Below are 17,884 nucleotides of genomic sequence, written 5' to 3'. Positions count from 1 at the left end.
TAGCCTGATCTCGACTGAACATTTAATCTCGACCTAAACGCGCCTCTCCCTTAAGGTAGGGCGCGAATAGACCACCGGCTGGCCAGGCACTCCTTGGCCGTCGACCCAAGACGGACGCTTATGAACCCGAATTTTCTTGATTTCGAACAGCCGATCGCTGACCTGCAAGCCAAGATTGAAGAACTGCGCCTGGTCGGCAATGACAATTCGCTGAATATCGGCGATGAGATCGCTCGCCTGCAGGACAAGAGCAGCACCCTGACCGAAGACATCTTCGGCAAGCTGACCAGCTGGCAGATCGCGCGCCTGGCTCGCCACCCGCGTCGCCCGTACACCCTGGACTACATTCAGCACATCTTCACCGAATTCGACGAGCTGCATGGCGACCGCCACTTCTCCGACGACGCGGCCATCGTGGGCGGTATCGCTCGCCTGGATGACCAGCCGGTGATGGTCATCGGCCACCAGAAAGGCCGTGAAGTGCGCGAGAAAGTCCGCCGCAACTTCGGCATGCCGCGCCCGGAAGGCTACCGCAAGGCCTGCCGCCTGATGGAAATGGCCGAACGCTTCAAGATGCCGATCCTGACCTTCATCGACACCCCGGGTGCCTACCCAGGTATCGACGCTGAAGAGCGCAACCAGAGCGAAGCCATCGCCTGGAACCTGCGCGTGATGTCCCGCCTGAAAACCCCGATCATCGCCACCGTGATTGGCGAAGGTGGTTCCGGCGGCGCATTGGCCATCGGCGTGTGCGACCAGTTGAACATGCTGCAATACTCGACCTACGCGGTGATCTCGCCGGAAGGTTGCGCCTCGATCCTGTGGAAAACCGCAGAAAAGGCGCCGGACGCTGCCGAAGCCATGGGCATCACCGCCGATCGCCTCAAGGGCCTGGGTATCGTCGACAAAGTGATCGCCGAGCCACTGGGCGGCGCTCACCGCGACCCGGCGGCTGCTGCTGCGACCATCCGTGCAGAACTGGGCTCGCAACTGGCGATGCTCAAGAAGCTGGATAACGAAGCGCTGCTCAAGCGCCGTTACGAGCGTCTGATGAGCTACGGTCTCTAAGACCACTGCAACACTCAATGTGGGAGCTGGCTTGTGTGGGAGCCGGGCTTGCCCGCGATGCAGACAACTCGGTGTTCTGTCGAACCGAGTTGATGCTATCGCAGGCAAGCCAGCTCCCACACAAGCCAGCTCCCACATTTGTTTTGTGTATGCTTGGCCAATGTATTCCAGCTTTGCGGCGATGATGTGTGATGAAAACAACTTTGCACGCCAAACTCCTGCAAACCCTGGCCCCCTGGCGCAACGCCCCGGCCTGGCACATCGCTTTCTCCGGCGGTCTTGATTCCACTGTGCTGCTGCACCTCCTGGCCAGCACCGAACAGCTGCCGCGTCTCAACGCCATCCATGTCCACCACGGCCTGCAAGCCGCCGCCGATGCCTGGCCCAGCCACTGCCAATCGATCTGCGACCGCCTGGGCGTGCCCCTGCGCGTTATGCGCGTACAGGTCCAGCCCGGCGCCAGCCTTGAGCGTGCCGCCCGTGAGGCGCGCTACCAGGCGTTTGCCGAGGTGCTTGGGGCCGGTGAGGTGTTGCTGACCGGCCAGCATCGCGACGATCAGGCCGAGACCTTGCTGTTTCGCCTGCTGCGTGGGGCAGGGGTGCGAGGGTTGGCGGCGATGCCTTTGCATCGCGACTTGGCAGGGGGGCATCTGGTGCGACCGCTGCTGGATGTCTCGCGTGCTGAGCTGCAAGCCTATGCCCACGAACATCAACTCGCGTGGATTGAAGATCCGTCCAACGCCGACCCTCGGTTTGCACGCAACTACCTGCGCCACCGGGTATTCCCGCTGCTGACGGAGCGCTGGCCGCAAGCTGTCAGCAGCTTCGCACGTACCGCCGAGCAGCTGAGTGAAGCCCAAGGTCTGCTCGATGAGCTGGCGCAGATGGACCTGCATGCCGCCGATCAGCCGTCGTCGTTTCCTTGGCTTCCACTGCCGTCGTTGGCGCTTGCACCACTGCGCGAGCTTTCCGACGCCCGCCAGCGCAACGCCTTGCGTCACTGGCTGACCCCGCTGACCCGTCTACCCGACAGCGACCACTGGGCCAGCTGGTATTCCCTGCGTGATGCCAAGCCTGACGCGCAGCCGCTGTGGCGCCTTGCCGACGGCGAACTGCACCGTTGCGCCGAGCGCATCTGGTGGGTGCCTGCCGCTTGGTCGGATTTTTCCGACGCACCGGTGAGCTGGCCCCAGCCGCAAAACCCACTAGAGTTAACCGGCAATGGCCGATTGGAATTTGTCGGCAAGCCACCCGAAGGCCCGCTGGAGATCCGCTATCGTCAAGGCGGCGAAATCGTCGAAGTCCCCGGCCGAGGCCGGCGTGACTTGAAGCGCCTGCTGAATGAAGGTGGCTTGCCGCGCTTCATGCGTGGCAGATTGCCGCTGCTGTATCAGGGCGCGCAATTGCTGGCGGTCCCAAGCCTCGCTGGGCTATGGCCCGACGCGACGGGCGACTGGCAATTACATTGGATGCCACAGACGTGCGATCAAGGTTTGAGCTGATAGAGCCTTTCCGGTAGACTACGCTCCCTTCTTGATACAACTTCTGTGGATTCGCCTGAATCGCAGCAGTTGCCGATTACCAAGCAGTCTTTGCTGGGCGATTCCAAAAAATGTGTAGCGATCAACGTACCGGTGTTTCATTGCTGGTCTGTCACCACGCGGCGGTTTTTTTGAAAGGTGCACTGTGATTAATGCAGGTGATCGGGGGCTTCGGCCTCTCTTCGCTTTCCCCGGCGGCTCGGACCGCTTTAACGCAGACTTCTAGGGTTTTTCATGACGCGCTACATATTCGTCACGGGCGGTGTTGTTTCTTCATTGGGGAAAGGCATCGCATCGGCTTCATTGGCGGCCATCCTGGAGGCGCGGGGACTTAAGGTCACCATGCTCAAGCTGGACCCGTACATCAACGTTGACCCGGGCACCATGAGCCCGTTCCAGCACGGTGAAGTGTTCGTCACCCACGACGGCGCCGAGACCGACCTGGACCTGGGCCACTACGAGCGGTTCATCCGCACGACCATGACCCAGAACAACAACTTCACCACCGGCCGTGTCTACGAGCACGTGCTGCGCAAGGAGCGCCGTGGTGACTACCTGGGTGCAACCATCCAGGTGATCCCGCACATCACCGACGAAATCAAGCGCCGCATCATCAAGGGTGCAGGCGATGCCGACGTGGCGATGGTCGAGATCGGTGGCACCGTGGGTGACATCGAATCCCAACCGTTCCTCGAAGCCATCCGCCAGTTGCGTTTCGAAGTCGGCGCCAAGCGCGCGATGCTGATGCACCTGACCCTGGTCCCGTACATCGCCACCGCCGGCGAAACCAAAACCAAGCCTACCCAGCACTCGGTCAAGGAACTGCGTTCCATCGGCCTGCAGCCGGACGTGCTGGTGTGCCGCTCCGATCACCCGATCGACATTTCCTCGCGTCGCAAGATCGCGCAGTTCACCAACGTTGAAGAACGTGCGGTGATCGCGCTGGAAGACGCCGACACCATCTACAAGATCCCGGGCATCCTGCATTCGCAAGGCCTGGACGATTTTGTGGTCGAGCGTTTCGGCCTGCAATGCAACGGCGCGGACCTGTCCGAGTGGGAAGCCGTGGTGGACGCCAAGCTCAACCCTGAGCACGAAGTCACCATCGCCATGGTCGGCAAGTACATGGAGCTGCTGGACGCATACAAGTCGCTGATCGAAGCGATGAGCCACGCCGGTATCAGCAACCGTACCAAGGTCAACCTGCGCTACATCGACTCCGAAGACATCGAGAACCAGGGCACTGCCTTGCTCGAAGGTGTGGACGCGATCCTCGTGCCTGGCGGTTTCGGCCTGCGTGGCGTGGAAGGCAAGATCACCGCGGTGCAGTACGCTCGTGAGAACAAGGTGCCATACCTGGGTATCTGCCTGGGCATGCAAGTGGCCGTTATCGAGTTCGCCCGTAACGTGCTGGGCTGGAAAGACGCCAACTCCACCGAGTTCGACAGCAAGAGCGGCCACCCGGTCGTGGGCCTGATCACCGAGTGGGAAGATGCCACCGGCGCGGTCGAGACCCGTACCGAAGCCTCCGACCTGGGCGGCACCATGCGCCTTGGCGCGCAAGACTGCCTGCTGGAGCCGGGCTCGCTGGTTCACGATTGCTACGGCAAGGACGTGATCGTCGAGCGTCACCGTCACCGCTACGAAGTGAACAACAACCTGCTGCCGCAAATCAAAGAGGCTGGCCTGAAAATCTCCGGTCGCTCCGGTGATGGCGCCTTGGTTGAAGTGGTTGAAGCACCGGATCATCCATGGTTCGTCGCTTGCCAGTTCCACCCGGAGTTCACCTCGACGCCGCGCGACGGTCACCCGTTGTTCAGCGGTTTCGTCAAGGCCGCACTGACGCAACACCAGAAGAAGGCGTAACCCTGATGGCCCAGAAGATCATTCGCGTCGGCGACATCGAGATTGCCAACGACAAGCCCATGGTGCTGTTCGGCGGCATGAACGTGCTGGAAAGCCGCGACATGGCGATGCAGGTCTGTGAAGAGTACGTCAAGGTCACCGAGAAACTCGGTATCCCTTACGTGTTCAAGGCCAGCTTCGACAAGGCCAACCGTTCGTCCGTGACCTCCTATCGCGGCCCGGGCCTTGAAGAAGGCATGCGGATCTTCCAGGACATCAAGCAAGCCTTCGGCGTGCCGATCATCACCGACGTCCACGAGCCTGAACAGGCTGCCGTGGTCGCCGAGGTGTGCGACATCATCCAGTTGCCGGCCTTCCTGTCGCGCCAGACCGACCTGGTCGTCGCGATGGCCAAGACCGGCGCTGTGATCAATATCAAGAAAGCCCAGTTCCTCGCACCCCAGGAGATGAAGCACATCCTGAACAAGTGCGTGGAAGCGGGTAACGACCAGTTGATCCTCTGCGAGCGTGGTTCGAGCTTCGGCTACAACAACCTCGTGGTGGACATGCTCGGTTTCGGCATCATGAAACAGTTCGAATACCCGGTGTTCTTCGACGTGACCCACGCGCTGCAAATGCCCGGTGGTCGCGCCGATTCCGCTGGCGGGCGCCGTGCCCAGGTGCTGGACCTGGCCAAGGCCGGCATCAGCCAGTCCCTGGCGGGCCTGTTCCTCGAAGCCCACCCGGACCCGGACAACGCCAAGTGCGACGGCCCCTGTGCCCTGCGCCTGGACAAGCTGGAGCCGTTCCTGGCCCAGCTCAAGCAGTTGGACGAACTGGTCAAGAGTTTTCCGACGGTAGAGACCGCGTAAGCCGCGTTTCTCCGGTAAAGTATCCCACGCTAAATGCTCAGGCCCCCGGGCCTGAGCCTTGTCGCCTGCAAGCCTGCCCCGTTGTTCCACCCTTGCGGTCGGTCAAAAGTTTTCCTTCAGCTGCGTCGTTTTCGTCAACTTTGGAGTGTTTACAACAATGGCAAAAATCGTCGACATCAAAGGTCGTGAAGTTCTCGACTCCCGTGGCAACCCCACCGTCGAAGCCGACGTGCTTCTCGATAATGGCATCACTGGCAGCGCCTGCGCGCCGTCCGGTGCGTCTACCGGTTCGCGCGAAGCGCTGGAACTGCGTGATGGCGACAAGAGCCGTTACCTGGGCAAAGGTGTACTCAAGGCTGTCGCCAACATCAACGGCCCGATCCGCGACCTGCTGCTGGGTAAAGACCCGGTTGACCAGAAAGCCCTCGATCTGGCGATGATCAAGCTCGACGGCACCGAAAACAAAGGTAGCCTGGGCGCCAACGCCATCCTCGCCGTATCCCTGGCTGCGGCCAAGGCTGCTGCCCAGGACCAGGACCTGCCGCTGTACGCCCACATCGCCAACCTGAACGGCACCCCGGGTGTCTACTCGATGCCGGTGCCGATGATGAACATCATCAACGGTGGCGAGCACGCCGATAACAACGTCGACATCCAGGAATTCATGGTGCAGCCGGTTGGCGCCAAGTCCTTCTCCGAAGGCCTGCGCATGGGCACCGAGATTTTCCATCACCTCAAGGCTGTCCTGAAGGCCCGTGGCCTGAGCACTGCCGTGGGTGACGAAGGTGGTTTCGCGCCGAACCTGGCGTCCAACGAAGATGCACTGAAAGTGATCTCCGAAGCCGTGGCCAACGCTGGCTACAAGCTGGGCACCGACGTGACCCTGGCCCTGGACTGCGCGGCCAGCGAGTTCTACGAAGACGGCAAGTACAACCTGTCCGGCGAAGGCCAGGTGTTCAACTCCGAAGGTTTCGCCGAATACCTGAAGGGCCTGACCCAGCGCTACCCGATCATCTCGATCGAAGACGGCCTGGACGAGTCCGACTGGGACGGTTGGAAAATCCTTACCGACAAGATCGGCGAGAAAATCCAGCTGGTGGGCGACGACTTGTTCGTGACCAACACCAAGATCCTGAAAGAAGGCATCGACAAGAAGATCGCCAACTCGATCCTGATCAAGTTCAACCAGATCGGCACCCTGACCGAAACCCTGGAAGCCATCCAGATGGCCAAGGCTGCGGGCTACACCGCCGTGATCTCCCACCGCTCCGGCGAAACCGAAGATTCGACCATTGCCGACCTGGCTGTGGGCACTTCGGCGGGCCAGATCAAGACCGGCTCCCTGTGCCGTTCCGATCGCGTGTCCAAGTACAACCAATTGCTGCGTATCGAAGAGCAACTGGCTGGCAAAGCCAAGTACAACGGTCGTGATGAGTTTCGCGGCTGAGCTGTAAATGGTAAAAAGTCGGCGGATTGCGTCGGAAAAAACACGACAGTGTAGATTTCGACGCTAATCTCATGGCTATCTAGCACAAGCCTGGTTCTTCCAGGCTTCGTGCTATCAGTTGCTGCAAAAGTTTTGCATGGCTGTCTTTTTTCACTGGATACCCGGATTTCGATGCGCAGTCCCAATTGGTTGTTCCTCGTCTTGCTCTTGTTGCTGGCTGGCCTGCAGTACCGCCTATGGGTGGGTAATGGCAGCTTTGCGCAGGTAAAAGACCTGACCCAGCAAATTGCCGATCAGCACGCCGAAAACGAACGCCTGCTGGAGCGCAACCGCGTCCTCGATGCCGAAGTGCTTGAGCTGAAAAAAGGCACGGAGACCGTTGAAGAGCGGGCTCGTCATGAGTTGGGCATGGTCAAGGAGGGCGAGACCCTCTACCAGTTGGCCCAATGAGTACTGGTTTGCCGGCCTTCTGGGCCGTGATACCTGCCGCGGGCGTCGGTGCCCGTATGGCCGCGGACCGTCCCAAGCAATATCTGCAACTGGGCGGGCGCACCATTCTCGAACACAGCCTTGGCTGTTTTCTCGACCACCCAGCGCTCAAGGGCCTGGTGGTCAGTCTTGCTGCTGATGATCCCTACTGGCCCAACCTGGCCTGTGCTGCCGACCCGCGCATCCAGCGTGCCGACGGTGGCGCGGAGCGCTCGGGTTCGGTGCTCAATGCGTTGCTGCAATTGAATGCCCTGGGCGCCAGTGATGATGATTGGGTGCTGGTGCACGATGCGGCGCGACCTAACCTGAGCCGCGATGATCTCGACAAGTTGCTGATCGAACTGGCGGATGACCCCGTCGGCGGCCTGTTGGCCGTGCCGGCCCGCGATACGCTCAAGCGCGTCGACAAGCGCGGGCGGGTGGTGGAAACCGTTGACCGCAGTTTGATCTGGCAGGCGTACACGCCGCAGATGTTTCGCCTCGGTGCCTTGCACCGTGCGTTGGCTGACAGTTTGGTGGCGGATGCAGTGATTACCGATGAGGCTTCGGCCATGGAATGGTCCGGCCAGGCGCCCCGTTTGATCGAAGGGCGCTCGGACAATATCAAGGTGACCCGGCCGGAGGATTTGGAGTGGTTGCGGTTGCGGTGGGCTAACCGGCGGTAGTCAGTTGCACCGAGTTGACTTCATCGCAGGCAAGCCAGCTCCCACATGGGATCACTTTCTCCTGATACAACTCGGTCAACTGTGGGAGCGGGCTTGCCCGCGATGAGGCCCGCCCAGACACCCGATAATCAATTGCTGTACTCCGGCCTTTCAGCCAACCCCGCCTTCAAGAAATCCACCAGCTTCCTGACCTTCGGCGACAAATGCCGCTGCTGCGGATACAGCGCCCACACCGCTGTATTCGGCGGCTGATGCGCCTCCAGCAACGACACCAACGCGCCACTGTGCAGATGCTCCAGCACATAATAGTCCGGCAACTGACACAACCCGACGCCTTGCAACGCTGCATCCAGCACCGCCTGCCCACTGTTACACCGCCAGTTTCCCTGCACCCGCTGGGAAAATTCCCGCCCGTCCTGGGCCAGTTGCCAGATGTCCGAACTGCCGATCAGGCAGTTATGCCGAGTCAATTCCGACAAACTATGTGGCCGACCATACCGCGCCAGGTAGGACGGTGACGCACACACATACATGCGCCGCGGTGCCAGGCGGCTGGCGACCATGCGCGAATCCTGCAGGCGCCCGAGGCGGATCGCCAGGTCGAGGCCTTCGTGCACCAGGTCCAGTTGGCGATTGCTCAGCTCTATATCCACACGCAATTGCGGATACAACGCCATGAACCGCGTCACCAACGGCACGATAAAGCGCTCGCCGTAGGCCACGGCGCAGGTCATGCGCAACATGCCCTTGGGCTCACTGGTAAGGTCGCCGACCGCGCGCAGGGCCTCTTCGCGGCCGTCCTGCAAGCGTTGGCAATGTTGCAGGAAGGTCTGGCCGGCCTCGGTCAGCGTGACCTTGCGGGTGCTGCGATACAGCAAGCGCGTTTGCAGCCGCTCTTCCAGGCGCGCCACTTGCCGGCTGATATGGGACGACGACACGCCCAAGCGCTCCGCTGCCGCCGTGAACTGGCTGCATTCGGCGACCGCGACAAACTCATCGATGCCTTCCCAGCGGTTTTCCAGCATGGCTATTATCCCTGTACAGCAATAATGTTTTGCTTTCGGCTGGATTATTCATCACTCAGCCATGTTTTACACTCTGCGCCTCAGTTTTTAACTCCATGGAGAAACCCGGATGATCAAGTCCCGCGCCGCCGTAGCCTTCGAAGCCAAGAAGCCTCTTGAAATCGTTGAAGTGGATGTCGCCATGCCCAAGGCTGGTGAAGTGCTGTTGCGCGTGGTCGCGTCCGGCGTGTGCCACACCGATGCCTACACCCTGTCGGGCGCGGACCCGGAAGGCATCTTCCCGTCGATCCTCGGCCACGAAGGCGGTGCGGTGGTTGAAGCCATCGGCGAGGGCGTGACCTCGGTAGCGGTCGGCGACCACGTGATCCCGCTGTACACCCCGGAATGCGGAAAGTGCAAATTCTGCCTGTCGGGCAAGACCAACCTGTGCCAGGCCATTCGTTCCACCCAGGGCAAAGGCCTGATGCCGGATGGCACCACGCGTTTCTCCTACAAGGGCCAGCCGATTTTTCACTACATGGGTACCTCGACCTTCTCCGAGTACACCGTGCTGCCGGAAATTTCCGTGGCCAAGATTCCTAAAGAAGCCCCGCTGGAAAAAGTCTGCCTGCTGGGGTGTGGCGTCACCACCGGTATCGGTGCCGTGCTCAACACGGCCAAGGTCAAGCCGGGCGACACCGTGGCCATCTTCGGCCTTGGCGGTATCGGCCTGTCGGCGGTGATCGGCGCGGTCAAGGCCAAGGCGGGGCGCATCATCGCCATCGATATCAATCCGGCCAAGTTCGAAATTGCCAAGCAACTGGGCGCCACCGACTGCATTAACCCGAAAGACTACGATCGCCCAATTCAGGATGTGATTGTCGATTTGACTGACGGCGGCGTGGACTTTTCTTTCGAGTGCATCGGCAATGTGCAACTGATGCGCGCCGCCCTTGAGTGCTGCCACAAAGGCTGGGGCGAGTCGGTGATCATCGGTGTTGCCGGTGCTGGCCAGGAAATCTCCACCCGTCCATTCCAGCTGGTGACCGGTCGCGTCTGGCGCGGTTCGGCCTTCGGCGGCGTGCGCGGTCGTAGCGAATTGCCAAGCTATGTGGAAATGGCCCAGACCGGCGAGATCCCGCTGGACACCTTCATCACCCACACCATGGGCCTGGAAGACATCAACAAAGCGTTTGACCTGATGCACGAAGGCAAGAGCATCCGTACCGTCATCCACTTCTGAGGTCGGCCATGAGTCTGGAAAACCTGTCGTGCCAGAAAAGCTTCGGCGGCTGGCATAAACGCTACAAGCATCATTCCGATGTACTCGGTTGCGACATGACCTTTGCCGTCTACCTGCCGCCGCAAGCGGAGCAGGGCGGCAAGTTGCCGGTGCTCTACTGGCTGTCGGGCCTGACCTGCACCGATGAGAACTTCATGCAGAAGGCCGGCGCCCAGCGCATGGCTGCCGAGCTGGGGCTGATCATCGTTGCGCCGGACACCAGTCCGCGCGGTCCCGGCGTGCCGGGTGATCCGGACAACGCATGGGACTTCGGTCTTGGCGCGGGCTTTTATCTGAACGCTACCCAGGAACCCTGGGCCAAGCACTATCGGATGCATGACTACGTGGTGCAGGAATTGCCGGCGTTGGTCGAAGCGCATTTCCCGGCTTCGGACAAACGCGGCATCAGCGGCCACTCCATGGGCGGCCACGGTGCGCTGGTCTGTGCGCTGCGCAACCCTGGGCGTTACCTGTCGGTGTCGGCGTTTTCGCCGATCAACAACCCGATGGATTGCCCGTGGGGCCAGAAAGCCTTCTCCCGTTACCTGGGGGAAGAGCGTTCGAAGTGGCGTGAGTGGGACGCTTGCGTGCTGATCAGCGAAGCCACGGAAAAGCTGCCGTTGCTGGTGGACCAGGGCGACCGTGACGACTTCCTCGCCGTGCAGCTCAAGCCCGAAGCCTTGCAGCAGGCTGCGAAGGCGGCCGGCCATCCGTTGGAACTGCGCCTGCAACCCGGCTATGACCACAGCTACTTCTTTATCGCCAGCTTCATCGAAGAACATTTGCGACATCATGGCCGTGCTTTGCTCGGTTAATGTGTGGCAAAAGTAGGTAGAATCACGCCCTGAATTAAATCGGGGCGTTTTTTTATGCGTATTGGCCACGGCTACGATGTGCACCGTTTCGCTGAGGGCGATTTCATCACCTTGGGGGGCGTGCGCATTGCACACCACCATGGGTTGCTGGCTCATTCCGACGGCGACGTTGTGTTGCATGCCTTGAGCGATGCCTTGCTCGGCGCGGCGGCGTTGGGTGATATCGGCAAACATTTTCCAGACACCGATCCCACCTTCAAGGGTGCGGACAGTCGCGTCCTGCTGCGCCACGTTGTGGGCCTGATCCACGCCAAGGGCTGGAAGGTCGGCAACGTCGATAACACCATCGTGGCCCAGGCGCCGAAAATGGCCCCCCATATCGAATCGATGCGCGCGCTGATTGCCGCGGATCTGCAAATAGAATTGGATCAAGTGAACGTGAAAGCCACCACCACCGAAAAGCTCGGGTTTACCGGTCGTGAAGAGGGCATTGCGGTGCACTCTGTCGCCTTGTTGCTGCGCGCATGAACGACCTGCAACTGTTGGGCCCACGGGCCTATGGCGAGGCGTTGGGCAGTGCCGTGCTGAAGGCCACCGCTGAAGACTTCCAGGTTGATGAAGTGCTGGACATCCCGTTGACCGGCGATGGCGAGCACCTGTGGTTGTGGGTCGAGAAACGTGGCCTCAATACCGAAGAAGCCGCGCGGCGCATCGCCAAGGCCGCTGGCGTGCCGTTGCGTACCGTCAGTTATGCCGGGCTCAAGGATCGCCAGGCGCTGACGCGCCAGTGGTTCAGCGTGCAGTTGCCGGGCAAGGCGGATCCAGACATGAGCGGTGCGGAAAACGACACGCTCAAGATCCTCAAGATCGCCCGCCACAAACGCAAGTTGCAACGTGGCGCGCATTCGGCGAACGGCTTCACCTTGCGCCTGACCCAGTTGGCCGGCGATACCGCGGCCATCGACGCACGCTTGCAGCTGATTGCCCAGCACGGCATTCCCAACTACTTCGGCGCCCAGCGTTTTGGCCACAGCGGCGGCAACGTGGTTGACGCTCGTGAGTGGGCGGCGCGCAAGGCCTTGCCGGAGCAGCGCAATGTGCGTTCGCGGTTGTTGTCCACGGCGCGCAGTTTCCTCTTCAACAAGGTATTGGCGGCACGTGTTGCCGACGGTTCCTGGCAGCGCGCCCAAGTCGGTGACCTGCTGGCGTTTACCGACAGCCGCAGCTTTTTCCCGGCCGGCGAGGCTGAGTGCAGCGACCCGCGCCTGGCGATCCTCGACCTGCACCCGACCGGGCCGCAGTGGGGGGAGGGCGATTCGCCCGCCAGCGGTGCGACCCATGCGCTGGAACAGGCCGTCGCCGCCAGCGAAGCCGAGCTGCGCGATTGGCTGGTGAATGCGGGCATGAGCCAGGAGCGGCGCATTCTGCGACTGCCCATTGGCGGGTTGACGTGGCATTATCCCGGGCCTGACATTCTGCAATTGGAATTCGTCCTGCCGGCCGGATGCTTCGCCACTGTCTTGGTGCGCGAGCTTGTTGATCTGGTGCCGGTGGGGCAGACGGACAGCCCATGCGTATTCTGATATCAAACGATGACGGTGCCACCGCACCCGGTCTTGCCGCGCTCTATGCTGCGCTGGAAGACTACGCCGAGTGCGTGGTGGTTGCCCCCGACCAGGACAAGAGCGGCGCCAGCAGTTCGCTGACGCTCGACCGTCCGCTGCACCCGCAGGTTCTGGCCAACGGCTTTATCAGCGTGAACGGCACCCCCACCGACTGCGTCCATCTGGCGATCAACAGCCTGTTGGACCGCGAGCCGGACCTGGTGGTGTCGGGTATCAACCTCGGCGCCAACCTCGGTGACGACGTGCTGTATTCCGGTACCGTGGCGGCGGCTCTTGAAGGGCGTTTCCTCGGTCGTACTTCGTTCGCCTTCTCGTTGGCTTCGCGCCAATTGGACAACCTGCCAACCGCCGCCTATTTCGCGCGCAAGTTGGTGGAGGCCCATGGTTCCCTGGACCTGCCGCCGCGTACGGTGCTCAACGTCAATATCCCCAATCTGCCCCTCGACCGCATCCGTGGCATCCAGCTGACGCGCCTGGGCCATCGTGCCCGTGCGGCAGCGCCGTTGAAGGTGGTCGACCCGCGTGGCAAGGAAGGGTATTGGATCGCCGCCGCCGGCGATGCCGAAGACGGCGGCCCGGGCACTGACTTTCATGCGGTGATGCAAGGTTATGTGTCGATTACGCCGTTGCAACTTGATCGCACCTTCAGTGATGCCTTCAGTAGCCTCGATGGCTGGCTGGAGGCGCTGAACTGATGGGCCGCGAACAAGACGACCTGCTGCGCCGGGGCATCGGGATGACTTCCCAGCGTACCCGTGAGCGTTTGATCCAGCGCCTTTATGAAGAGGGCCTGTCCAACGCCCAGGTGCTGGAAGTGATCCGGCGTACGCCTCGGCACTTGTTTGTCGACGAGGCCTTGGCGCACCGCGCCTATGAAGACACCGCGCTGCCCATCGGCCACAACCAGACCATTTCCCAGCCGTACATGGTCGCGCGCATGAGCGAGTTGCTGCTGGCGGCGGGGCCGCTGGACAAGGTGCTGGAGATCGGCACGGGCTCGGGCTACCAGACGGCGGTGCTGTCGCAGTTGGTGGAGCGGGTGTTTTCAGTGGAGCGCATCAAGGTCCTGCAGGACCGCGCCAAGGAGCGCCTGGCCGAGTTGAACCTGCGCAACGTGGTGTTTCGCTGGGGCGATGGTTGGGAAGGGTGGCCGGCACTGGCGCCTTACAACGGCATTATCGTCACCGCGGTGGCCACTGATGTGCCCCAGGCGTTGCTCGATCAATTGGCCCCGGGCGGGCGGTTGGTGATCCCGGTGGGCTCCGGCGAAGTGCAACAATTGATGCTCATCATCCGTGAAGACGAAGGTTTTTCACGGCATGTACTGGGCGCTGTGCGCTTCGTCCCGTTGCTCAATGGCCCGCTGGCCTGATCATTTATGCGCCGGCAGTGAATTCTGCTGGCGAGGATGTGTCTTACGCCGGGGTCTGTAGAGTCAACATGATGGGTCGCCGGGATTAAACATGATGAATTTTTCGTTTCAGTCGTGTGCCGGTAAAAACCCAATGCCCAGTTATACTTGCGTCATATTTCAAGCCTGATACAGGCATTCATGTTCAGCCACCATAAAGGGAGCGGCGGGTGAGTCTCACAGGTCTTGCGCAGCGTATGAGTAAAACAAGCTTTCAGCGACTGGTGCTTGGCCTTGTCTTGAGTTCCTTGTTGGCAGGGTGTTCCAGCTCGCCAAGCAGCGGCGCGAGGGTGGTTGACCGCAACAGCGCAGCACCGCAAAAGCCGACGGTGACCACCGGGCAATATGTGGTGCGCAAGGGCGACACGATGTTCTCGATCGCCTTCCGTTATGGCTGGGATTACAAGGCACTCGCAGCCCGTAACAATATTCCTGTGCCATACACGATACATCCGGGTCAGACGATTCGCTTTGACGGACGCACCGGTTCAACGCCTGCGACCGTGGTCACAAACAGCACGTCTTCGCCGTCGTCGTCGAGCAAAACCACCATCATCACCCGGCCTGCAGGCACCGCCGCACCTGCGGCTGCGAGCAAGCCTGCACCTGCGCCACTACCGCCTGCCGGACCGGCACCGACGGGTTGGGGATGGCCCTCAAACGGAGTGCTGATTGGAAAATTCTCTTCAAACGGTAGTTTGAATAAAGGCATTGATATCGCCGGGGATTTGGGACAGCCTGTTTTAGCTGCGTCTGATGGGACAGTGGTGTACGCCGGGAGTGGTTTACGGGGCTACGGCGAGCTGGTCATCATCAAACACAGCGATACCTACGTCAGTGCCTACGGACATAACCGCAGGCTGTTGGTTCGGGAGGGGCAGCAGGTCAAAGTCGGACAGACAATTGCCGAAATGGGGTCAACTGGTACAGACCGGGTGAAACTGCACTTTGAGATTCGCCGCCAAGGGAAACCTGTAGATCCGCTGCAATTCCTACCCCGTCGTTGATTTGTTGTCAGCCTGTTCCCTCACGTAGAAGGAACAGGCTCCAGTGTTGCCAAGGATAAAGGCGACGCTTGAGCTTGAGGTCGAACTCACCAAAGGACTATAACAATGGCTCTCAGTAAAGAAGCGCCGGAGTTTGACATCGACGATGAGCTTCTCCTTATGGGAGAGCACACCGATACGGAATCGATGTCGAATGAGGGACCTGCTGTACCTTCAGTTCGCACCAAATCCAAGAACTCCACCGCGTTAAAGCAACACAAATACATTGATTACACGCGGGCGCTCGATGCGACCCAGCTGTACCTCAATGAAATCGGTTTTTCCCCTCTGCTGACTCCCGAAGAAGAAGTCCATTTTGCGCGCTTGTCGCAAAAGGGCGATCCGGCCGGGCGCAAGCGCATGATTGAAAGCAACCTGCGCCTGGTGGTGAAAATCGCCCGGCGGTATGTCAATCGTGGGCTGTCCCTGTTGGACCTGATCGAGGAAGGCAACCTCGGCTTGATCCGGGCGGTGGAGAAGTTCGACCCGGAGCGGGGCTTCCGCTTTTCGACCTACGCCACGTGGTGGATTCGCCAGACCATCGAACGGGCGATCATGAATCAGACCCGTACGATCCGGTTGCCGATCCATGTGGTCAAGGAGCTCAACGTCTACCTGCGGGCGGCGCGTGAGCTTACGCAGAAACTCGATCATGAACCTTCGCCCGAAGAAATCGCCAACCTGCTGGAGAAACCGGTAGGGGAGGTCAAGCGCATGCTCGGCTTGAACGAGCGCGTGTCTTCGGTCGATGTCTCGCTGGGTCCGGATTCGGATAAAACCCTGCTGGACACCCTGACAGATGATCGGCCTACAGATCCTTGCGAGCTGTTGCAAGACGATGATCTGTCCCAAAGCATTGACCAGTGGCTATCTGAGCTTACGGACAAGCAGCGTGAGGTGGTGATTCGCCGCTTCGGCCTGCGCGGCCATGAGAGCAGTACCCTGGAGGATGTCGGCCTGGAGATTGGCCTGACCCGTGAGCGGGTGCGGCAGATCCAGGTGGAAGGGCTCAAGCGCTTGCGTGAGATCCTGGAGAAAAATGGCTTGTCGAGTGAGTCGTTGTTTCAATAACGGCGCACGCTGAAAGTGTGGGAGCTGGGCTTGTGTGGGAGCTGGCTGGCCTGCGATAGCATCACCTCGGTTTATCAGTTGCATCGAGGTGATGCTATCGCAGGCAAGCCAGCTCCCACATAGGTTTGGCTCCCACATTTTTTATGCCCGGAATAACCAAATCCCAGGCATAAAAAAACCCCGCTTTTAAGGGCGGGGTTTTTTCGACTAAGTCAGTACAAGTTAGATAACTTGAACTTCTTCAGCTTGCATGCCTTTCTGACCGCGGGTAGCGATGAAAGAAACCTGTTGGCCTTCTTTCAGGCTTTTGAAGCCGTCGGATTGGATAGCTTTGAAGTGAACGAACAGGTCGTCACCGGATTGTGGAGTGATGAAGCCGAAGCCTTTTTCATCGTTGAACCACTTAACGGTACCAGTTTGGCGATTAGACATGGTGTATCTCCTTGGACAAAGTTAACTGCGACTCAGGAAAAGCCCTGGCCGAGACTGAGTGCAAAGAGCAGGAAAAATTCTTGGAGATGGTTGGATCGAAATTCAACATATCGTGTAGAGATTCTCAGTGACACAAGCAGCACAGTGGCGCCACCTTAACCCTTTTTCCGGAACGTGCCAATGGTATTTCCGAAGGTTTCTCTATTTTCGTGACTGGCGGTGGTATTTATCGCCACTGGTCGCCACAAGCAGGGTCCCGGCCCCGCTGGCTGCGGCTTATGGCAGGCAGGCCTGTCGTGAAGAAAAGCCCGACGCCCTTTGAACCCCAACGCCGGCCCCGGTAAGATGCCCAACAGAATTTTTCCACCTCGCTATTCAGGACACCGCCATGAGCATCAAATCGGACAAGTGGATTCGCCGCATGGCGCAAGAGCACGGCATGATCGAACCCTTCGTTGAGCGCCAGATCCGTGGCGAAGGCGACAGCCCTGTGATTTCGTACGGTGTTTCCAGCTACGGCTACGATGTGCGTTGCGCCGATGAGTTCAAGGTGTTCACCAACATCAACTCGGCGATCGTCGATCCGAAGAACTTTGACGAAAAGAGCTTCGTCGACGTCAAGAGCGACGTATGCATCATTCCGCCAAACTCCTTTGCCCTGGCGCGCACCGTGGAGTTCTTCCGCATCCCCCGCGATGTGCTGACCATCTGCCTGGGCAAGAGCACCTACGCGCGCTGCGGCATTATCGTCAACGTGACGCCGCTTGAACCCGAGTGGGAAGGTCACGTGACCCTGGAGTTCTCCAACACCACCACCTTGCCGGCAAAGATCTATGCCAACGAAGGTGTGGCGCAAATGCTGTTCCTGCAGTCCGACGAGGCCTGTGAAGTGTCCTATAAAGACCGTGCAGGCAAGTACCAGGGCCAGCGCGGCGTCACCCTCCCGCGCGCTTGATCGAAAGGTCTTACACGTAAAGGGAATTTGTCAGCGGGAAGGCACTCTATTGGGTGTACTGCCTCGGTGCGTGCACAACGCGCCGAGCCACGCTTGAGGAGTTCCCTATGAAGATCGACCCGCGAATCAGTGCCGAACTTGCCCGGCTTGAACCCAACCAGATTGGTGTTCTGGCCTGGTCACTGATGGCCAACCCCGCTTACGCGGGCGGCATCCCAGGCCAACCTGATCCAGACTCCCCGCAGCCCATCGAGGAGCCCGGCTCGCCTACCGTTCCCGATGAGCCGCCTCCCGCGCCAGTTGCCTGACCCCCTGT

The 17,884-nt window shown here is 60.2% G+C and carries 19 protein-coding genes; 17 read left to right on the top strand and 2 right to left on the bottom strand.

All coding sequences use genetic code 11. The annotated features are described in order from the left end of the window. The first annotated feature begins 120 nt into the window (after nucleotides 1-120). From B348_RS0126810 to ispD, 7 genes are all read left to right on the top strand, one after another. Nucleotides 121-1,068, top strand: a complete 948-nt coding sequence (locus B348_RS0126810; RefSeq protein WP_017137153.1) for an acetyl-CoA carboxylase carboxyltransferase subunit alpha — start codon at nucleotides 121-123, stop codon at nucleotides 1,066-1,068. 191 nt (nucleotides 1,069-1,259) lie between these two features. After that, nucleotides 1,260-2,570 carry a tRNA lysidine(34) synthetase TilS gene (tilS, locus tag B348_RS0126805; RefSeq protein ID WP_026137095.1) on the top strand — a complete coding sequence of 437 codons (1,311 nt, stop codon included), beginning with the start codon at nucleotides 1,260-1,262 and terminating at the stop codon, nucleotides 2,568-2,570. Between the two features lie 273 nt (nucleotides 2,571-2,843). Next, nucleotides 2,844-4,475 (top strand): CTP synthase, encoded by a 1,632-nt coding sequence (locus B348_RS0126800; RefSeq protein WP_010212443.1) that lies wholly within the window; start codon nucleotides 2,844-2,846, stop codon nucleotides 4,473-4,475. 5 nt (nucleotides 4,476-4,480) lie between these two features. Then, on the top strand, nucleotides 4,481-5,326 hold the full coding sequence (gene kdsA, locus B348_RS0126795) for a 3-deoxy-8-phosphooctulonate synthase (RefSeq protein WP_010212442.1): 846 nt from the start codon (nucleotides 4,481-4,483) through the stop codon (nucleotides 5,324-5,326). Nucleotides 5,327-5,483: 157 nt separating this feature from the next. Further along, nucleotides 5,484-6,773 carry a phosphopyruvate hydratase gene (eno, locus tag B348_RS0126790; protein ID WP_017739105.1) on the top strand — a complete coding sequence of 430 codons (1,290 nt, stop codon included), beginning with the start codon at nucleotides 5,484-5,486 and terminating at the stop codon, nucleotides 6,771-6,773. Between the two features lie 171 nt (nucleotides 6,774-6,944). After that, nucleotides 6,945-7,223: a cell division protein FtsB gene (gene ftsB / locus B348_RS0126785; protein WP_003172294.1), complete on the top strand. Its 279-nt coding sequence runs from the start codon at nucleotides 6,945-6,947 to the stop codon at nucleotides 7,221-7,223. Further along, entirely contained in the window at nucleotides 7,220-7,927 is a 708-nt protein-coding gene (ispD, locus tag B348_RS0126780) for a 2-C-methyl-D-erythritol 4-phosphate cytidylyltransferase (RefSeq protein ID WP_017739104.1), read from the top strand. The genes ftsB and ispD overlap by 4 nt, the downstream gene beginning before the upstream one ends. A 128-nt stretch (nucleotides 7,928-8,055) precedes the next feature. Here ispD and B348_RS0126775 read toward each other — a convergent pair whose 3' ends face one another. Beyond that, on the bottom strand, nucleotides 8,056-8,952 hold the full coding sequence (locus tag B348_RS0126775; RefSeq protein WP_017739103.1) for a LysR substrate-binding domain-containing protein: 897 nt from the start codon (nucleotides 8,950-8,952) through the stop codon (nucleotides 8,056-8,058). A gap of 109 nt (nucleotides 8,953-9,061) precedes the next feature. Between B348_RS0126775 and B348_RS0126770 the strand changes: the two genes are divergently transcribed. From B348_RS0126770 to rpoS, 8 genes are all read left to right on the top strand, one after another. Then, on the top strand, nucleotides 9,062-10,174 hold the full coding sequence (locus B348_RS0126770) for an S-(hydroxymethyl)glutathione dehydrogenase/class III alcohol dehydrogenase (protein WP_017739102.1): 1,113 nt from the start codon (nucleotides 9,062-9,064) through the stop codon (nucleotides 10,172-10,174). Nucleotides 10,175-10,182: 8 nt separating this feature from the next. Then, nucleotides 10,183-11,028 (top strand): S-formylglutathione hydrolase, encoded by an 846-nt coding sequence (fghA, locus tag B348_RS0126765; RefSeq protein WP_017739101.1) that lies wholly within the window; start codon nucleotides 10,183-10,185, stop codon nucleotides 11,026-11,028. Between the two features lie 54 nt (nucleotides 11,029-11,082). Next, on the top strand, nucleotides 11,083-11,556 hold the full coding sequence (ispF, locus tag B348_RS0126760; RefSeq protein ID WP_012722614.1) for a 2-C-methyl-D-erythritol 2,4-cyclodiphosphate synthase: 474 nt from the start codon (nucleotides 11,083-11,085) through the stop codon (nucleotides 11,554-11,556). Next, nucleotides 11,553-12,611, top strand: coding sequence for a tRNA pseudouridine(13) synthase TruD (truD, locus tag B348_RS0126755; RefSeq protein WP_017739100.1), 1,059 nt, complete (start codon nucleotides 11,553-11,555; stop codon nucleotides 12,609-12,611). Before ispF ends, truD begins: the two co-directional genes overlap by 4 nt. Then, nucleotides 12,599-13,348 (top strand): 5'/3'-nucleotidase SurE, encoded by a 750-nt coding sequence (gene surE / locus B348_RS0126750; RefSeq protein ID WP_017739099.1) that lies wholly within the window; start codon nucleotides 12,599-12,601, stop codon nucleotides 13,346-13,348. The genes truD and surE overlap by 13 nt, the downstream gene beginning before the upstream one ends. 41 nt (nucleotides 13,349-13,389) lie before the next feature. Next, a complete protein-coding gene (locus tag B348_RS0126745) occupies nucleotides 13,390-14,025 on the top strand; it encodes a protein-L-isoaspartate(D-aspartate) O-methyltransferase (protein ID WP_177325361.1) in 636 nt (211 codons plus the stop codon). A gap of 209 nt (nucleotides 14,026-14,234) precedes the next feature. Continuing rightward, nucleotides 14,235-15,071, top strand: coding sequence for a peptidoglycan DD-metalloendopeptidase family protein (locus B348_RS0126740; protein WP_026137094.1), 837 nt, complete (start codon nucleotides 14,235-14,237; stop codon nucleotides 15,069-15,071). Nucleotides 15,072-15,176: 105 nt separating this feature from the next. Next, a complete protein-coding gene (rpoS, locus tag B348_RS0126735) occupies nucleotides 15,177-16,181 on the top strand; it encodes an RNA polymerase sigma factor RpoS (protein WP_017739096.1) in 1,005 nt (334 codons plus the stop codon). A 222-nt stretch (nucleotides 16,182-16,403) separates the two neighbouring features. Here rpoS and B348_RS0126730 read toward each other — a convergent pair whose 3' ends face one another. Continuing rightward, the gene (locus tag B348_RS0126730; protein WP_002554837.1) at nucleotides 16,404-16,613 is read right to left on the bottom strand and encodes a cold-shock protein; all 210 of its coding nucleotides are present in this window, start codon (nucleotides 16,611-16,613) and stop codon (nucleotides 16,404-16,406) included. A 388-nt stretch (nucleotides 16,614-17,001) separates the two neighbouring features. On the opposite strand from B348_RS0126730, the gene dcd reads away from it, so the two are divergent. Both dcd and B348_RS0126720 read left to right on the top strand, forming a co-directional pair. Further along, nucleotides 17,002-17,568 carry a dCTP deaminase gene (gene dcd, locus B348_RS0126725; protein WP_017739095.1) on the top strand — a complete coding sequence of 189 codons (567 nt, stop codon included), beginning with the start codon at nucleotides 17,002-17,004 and terminating at the stop codon, nucleotides 17,566-17,568. Nucleotides 17,569-17,675: 107 nt separating this feature from the next. Next, nucleotides 17,676-17,876 (top strand): hypothetical protein, encoded by a 201-nt coding sequence (locus B348_RS0126720; protein ID WP_017739094.1) that lies wholly within the window; start codon nucleotides 17,676-17,678, stop codon nucleotides 17,874-17,876. The last annotated feature ends 8 nt before the right edge of the window (nucleotides 17,877-17,884 follow it).

Source organism: Pseudomonas sp. CBZ-4 (assembly GCF_000346755.1).
Classification (GTDB): domain Bacteria; phylum Pseudomonadota; class Gammaproteobacteria; order Pseudomonadales; family Pseudomonadaceae; genus Aquipseudomonas.
Note: the sequence above shows the minus strand (reverse complement) of the source record. Positions and strands in the feature narration are given on the sequence as shown.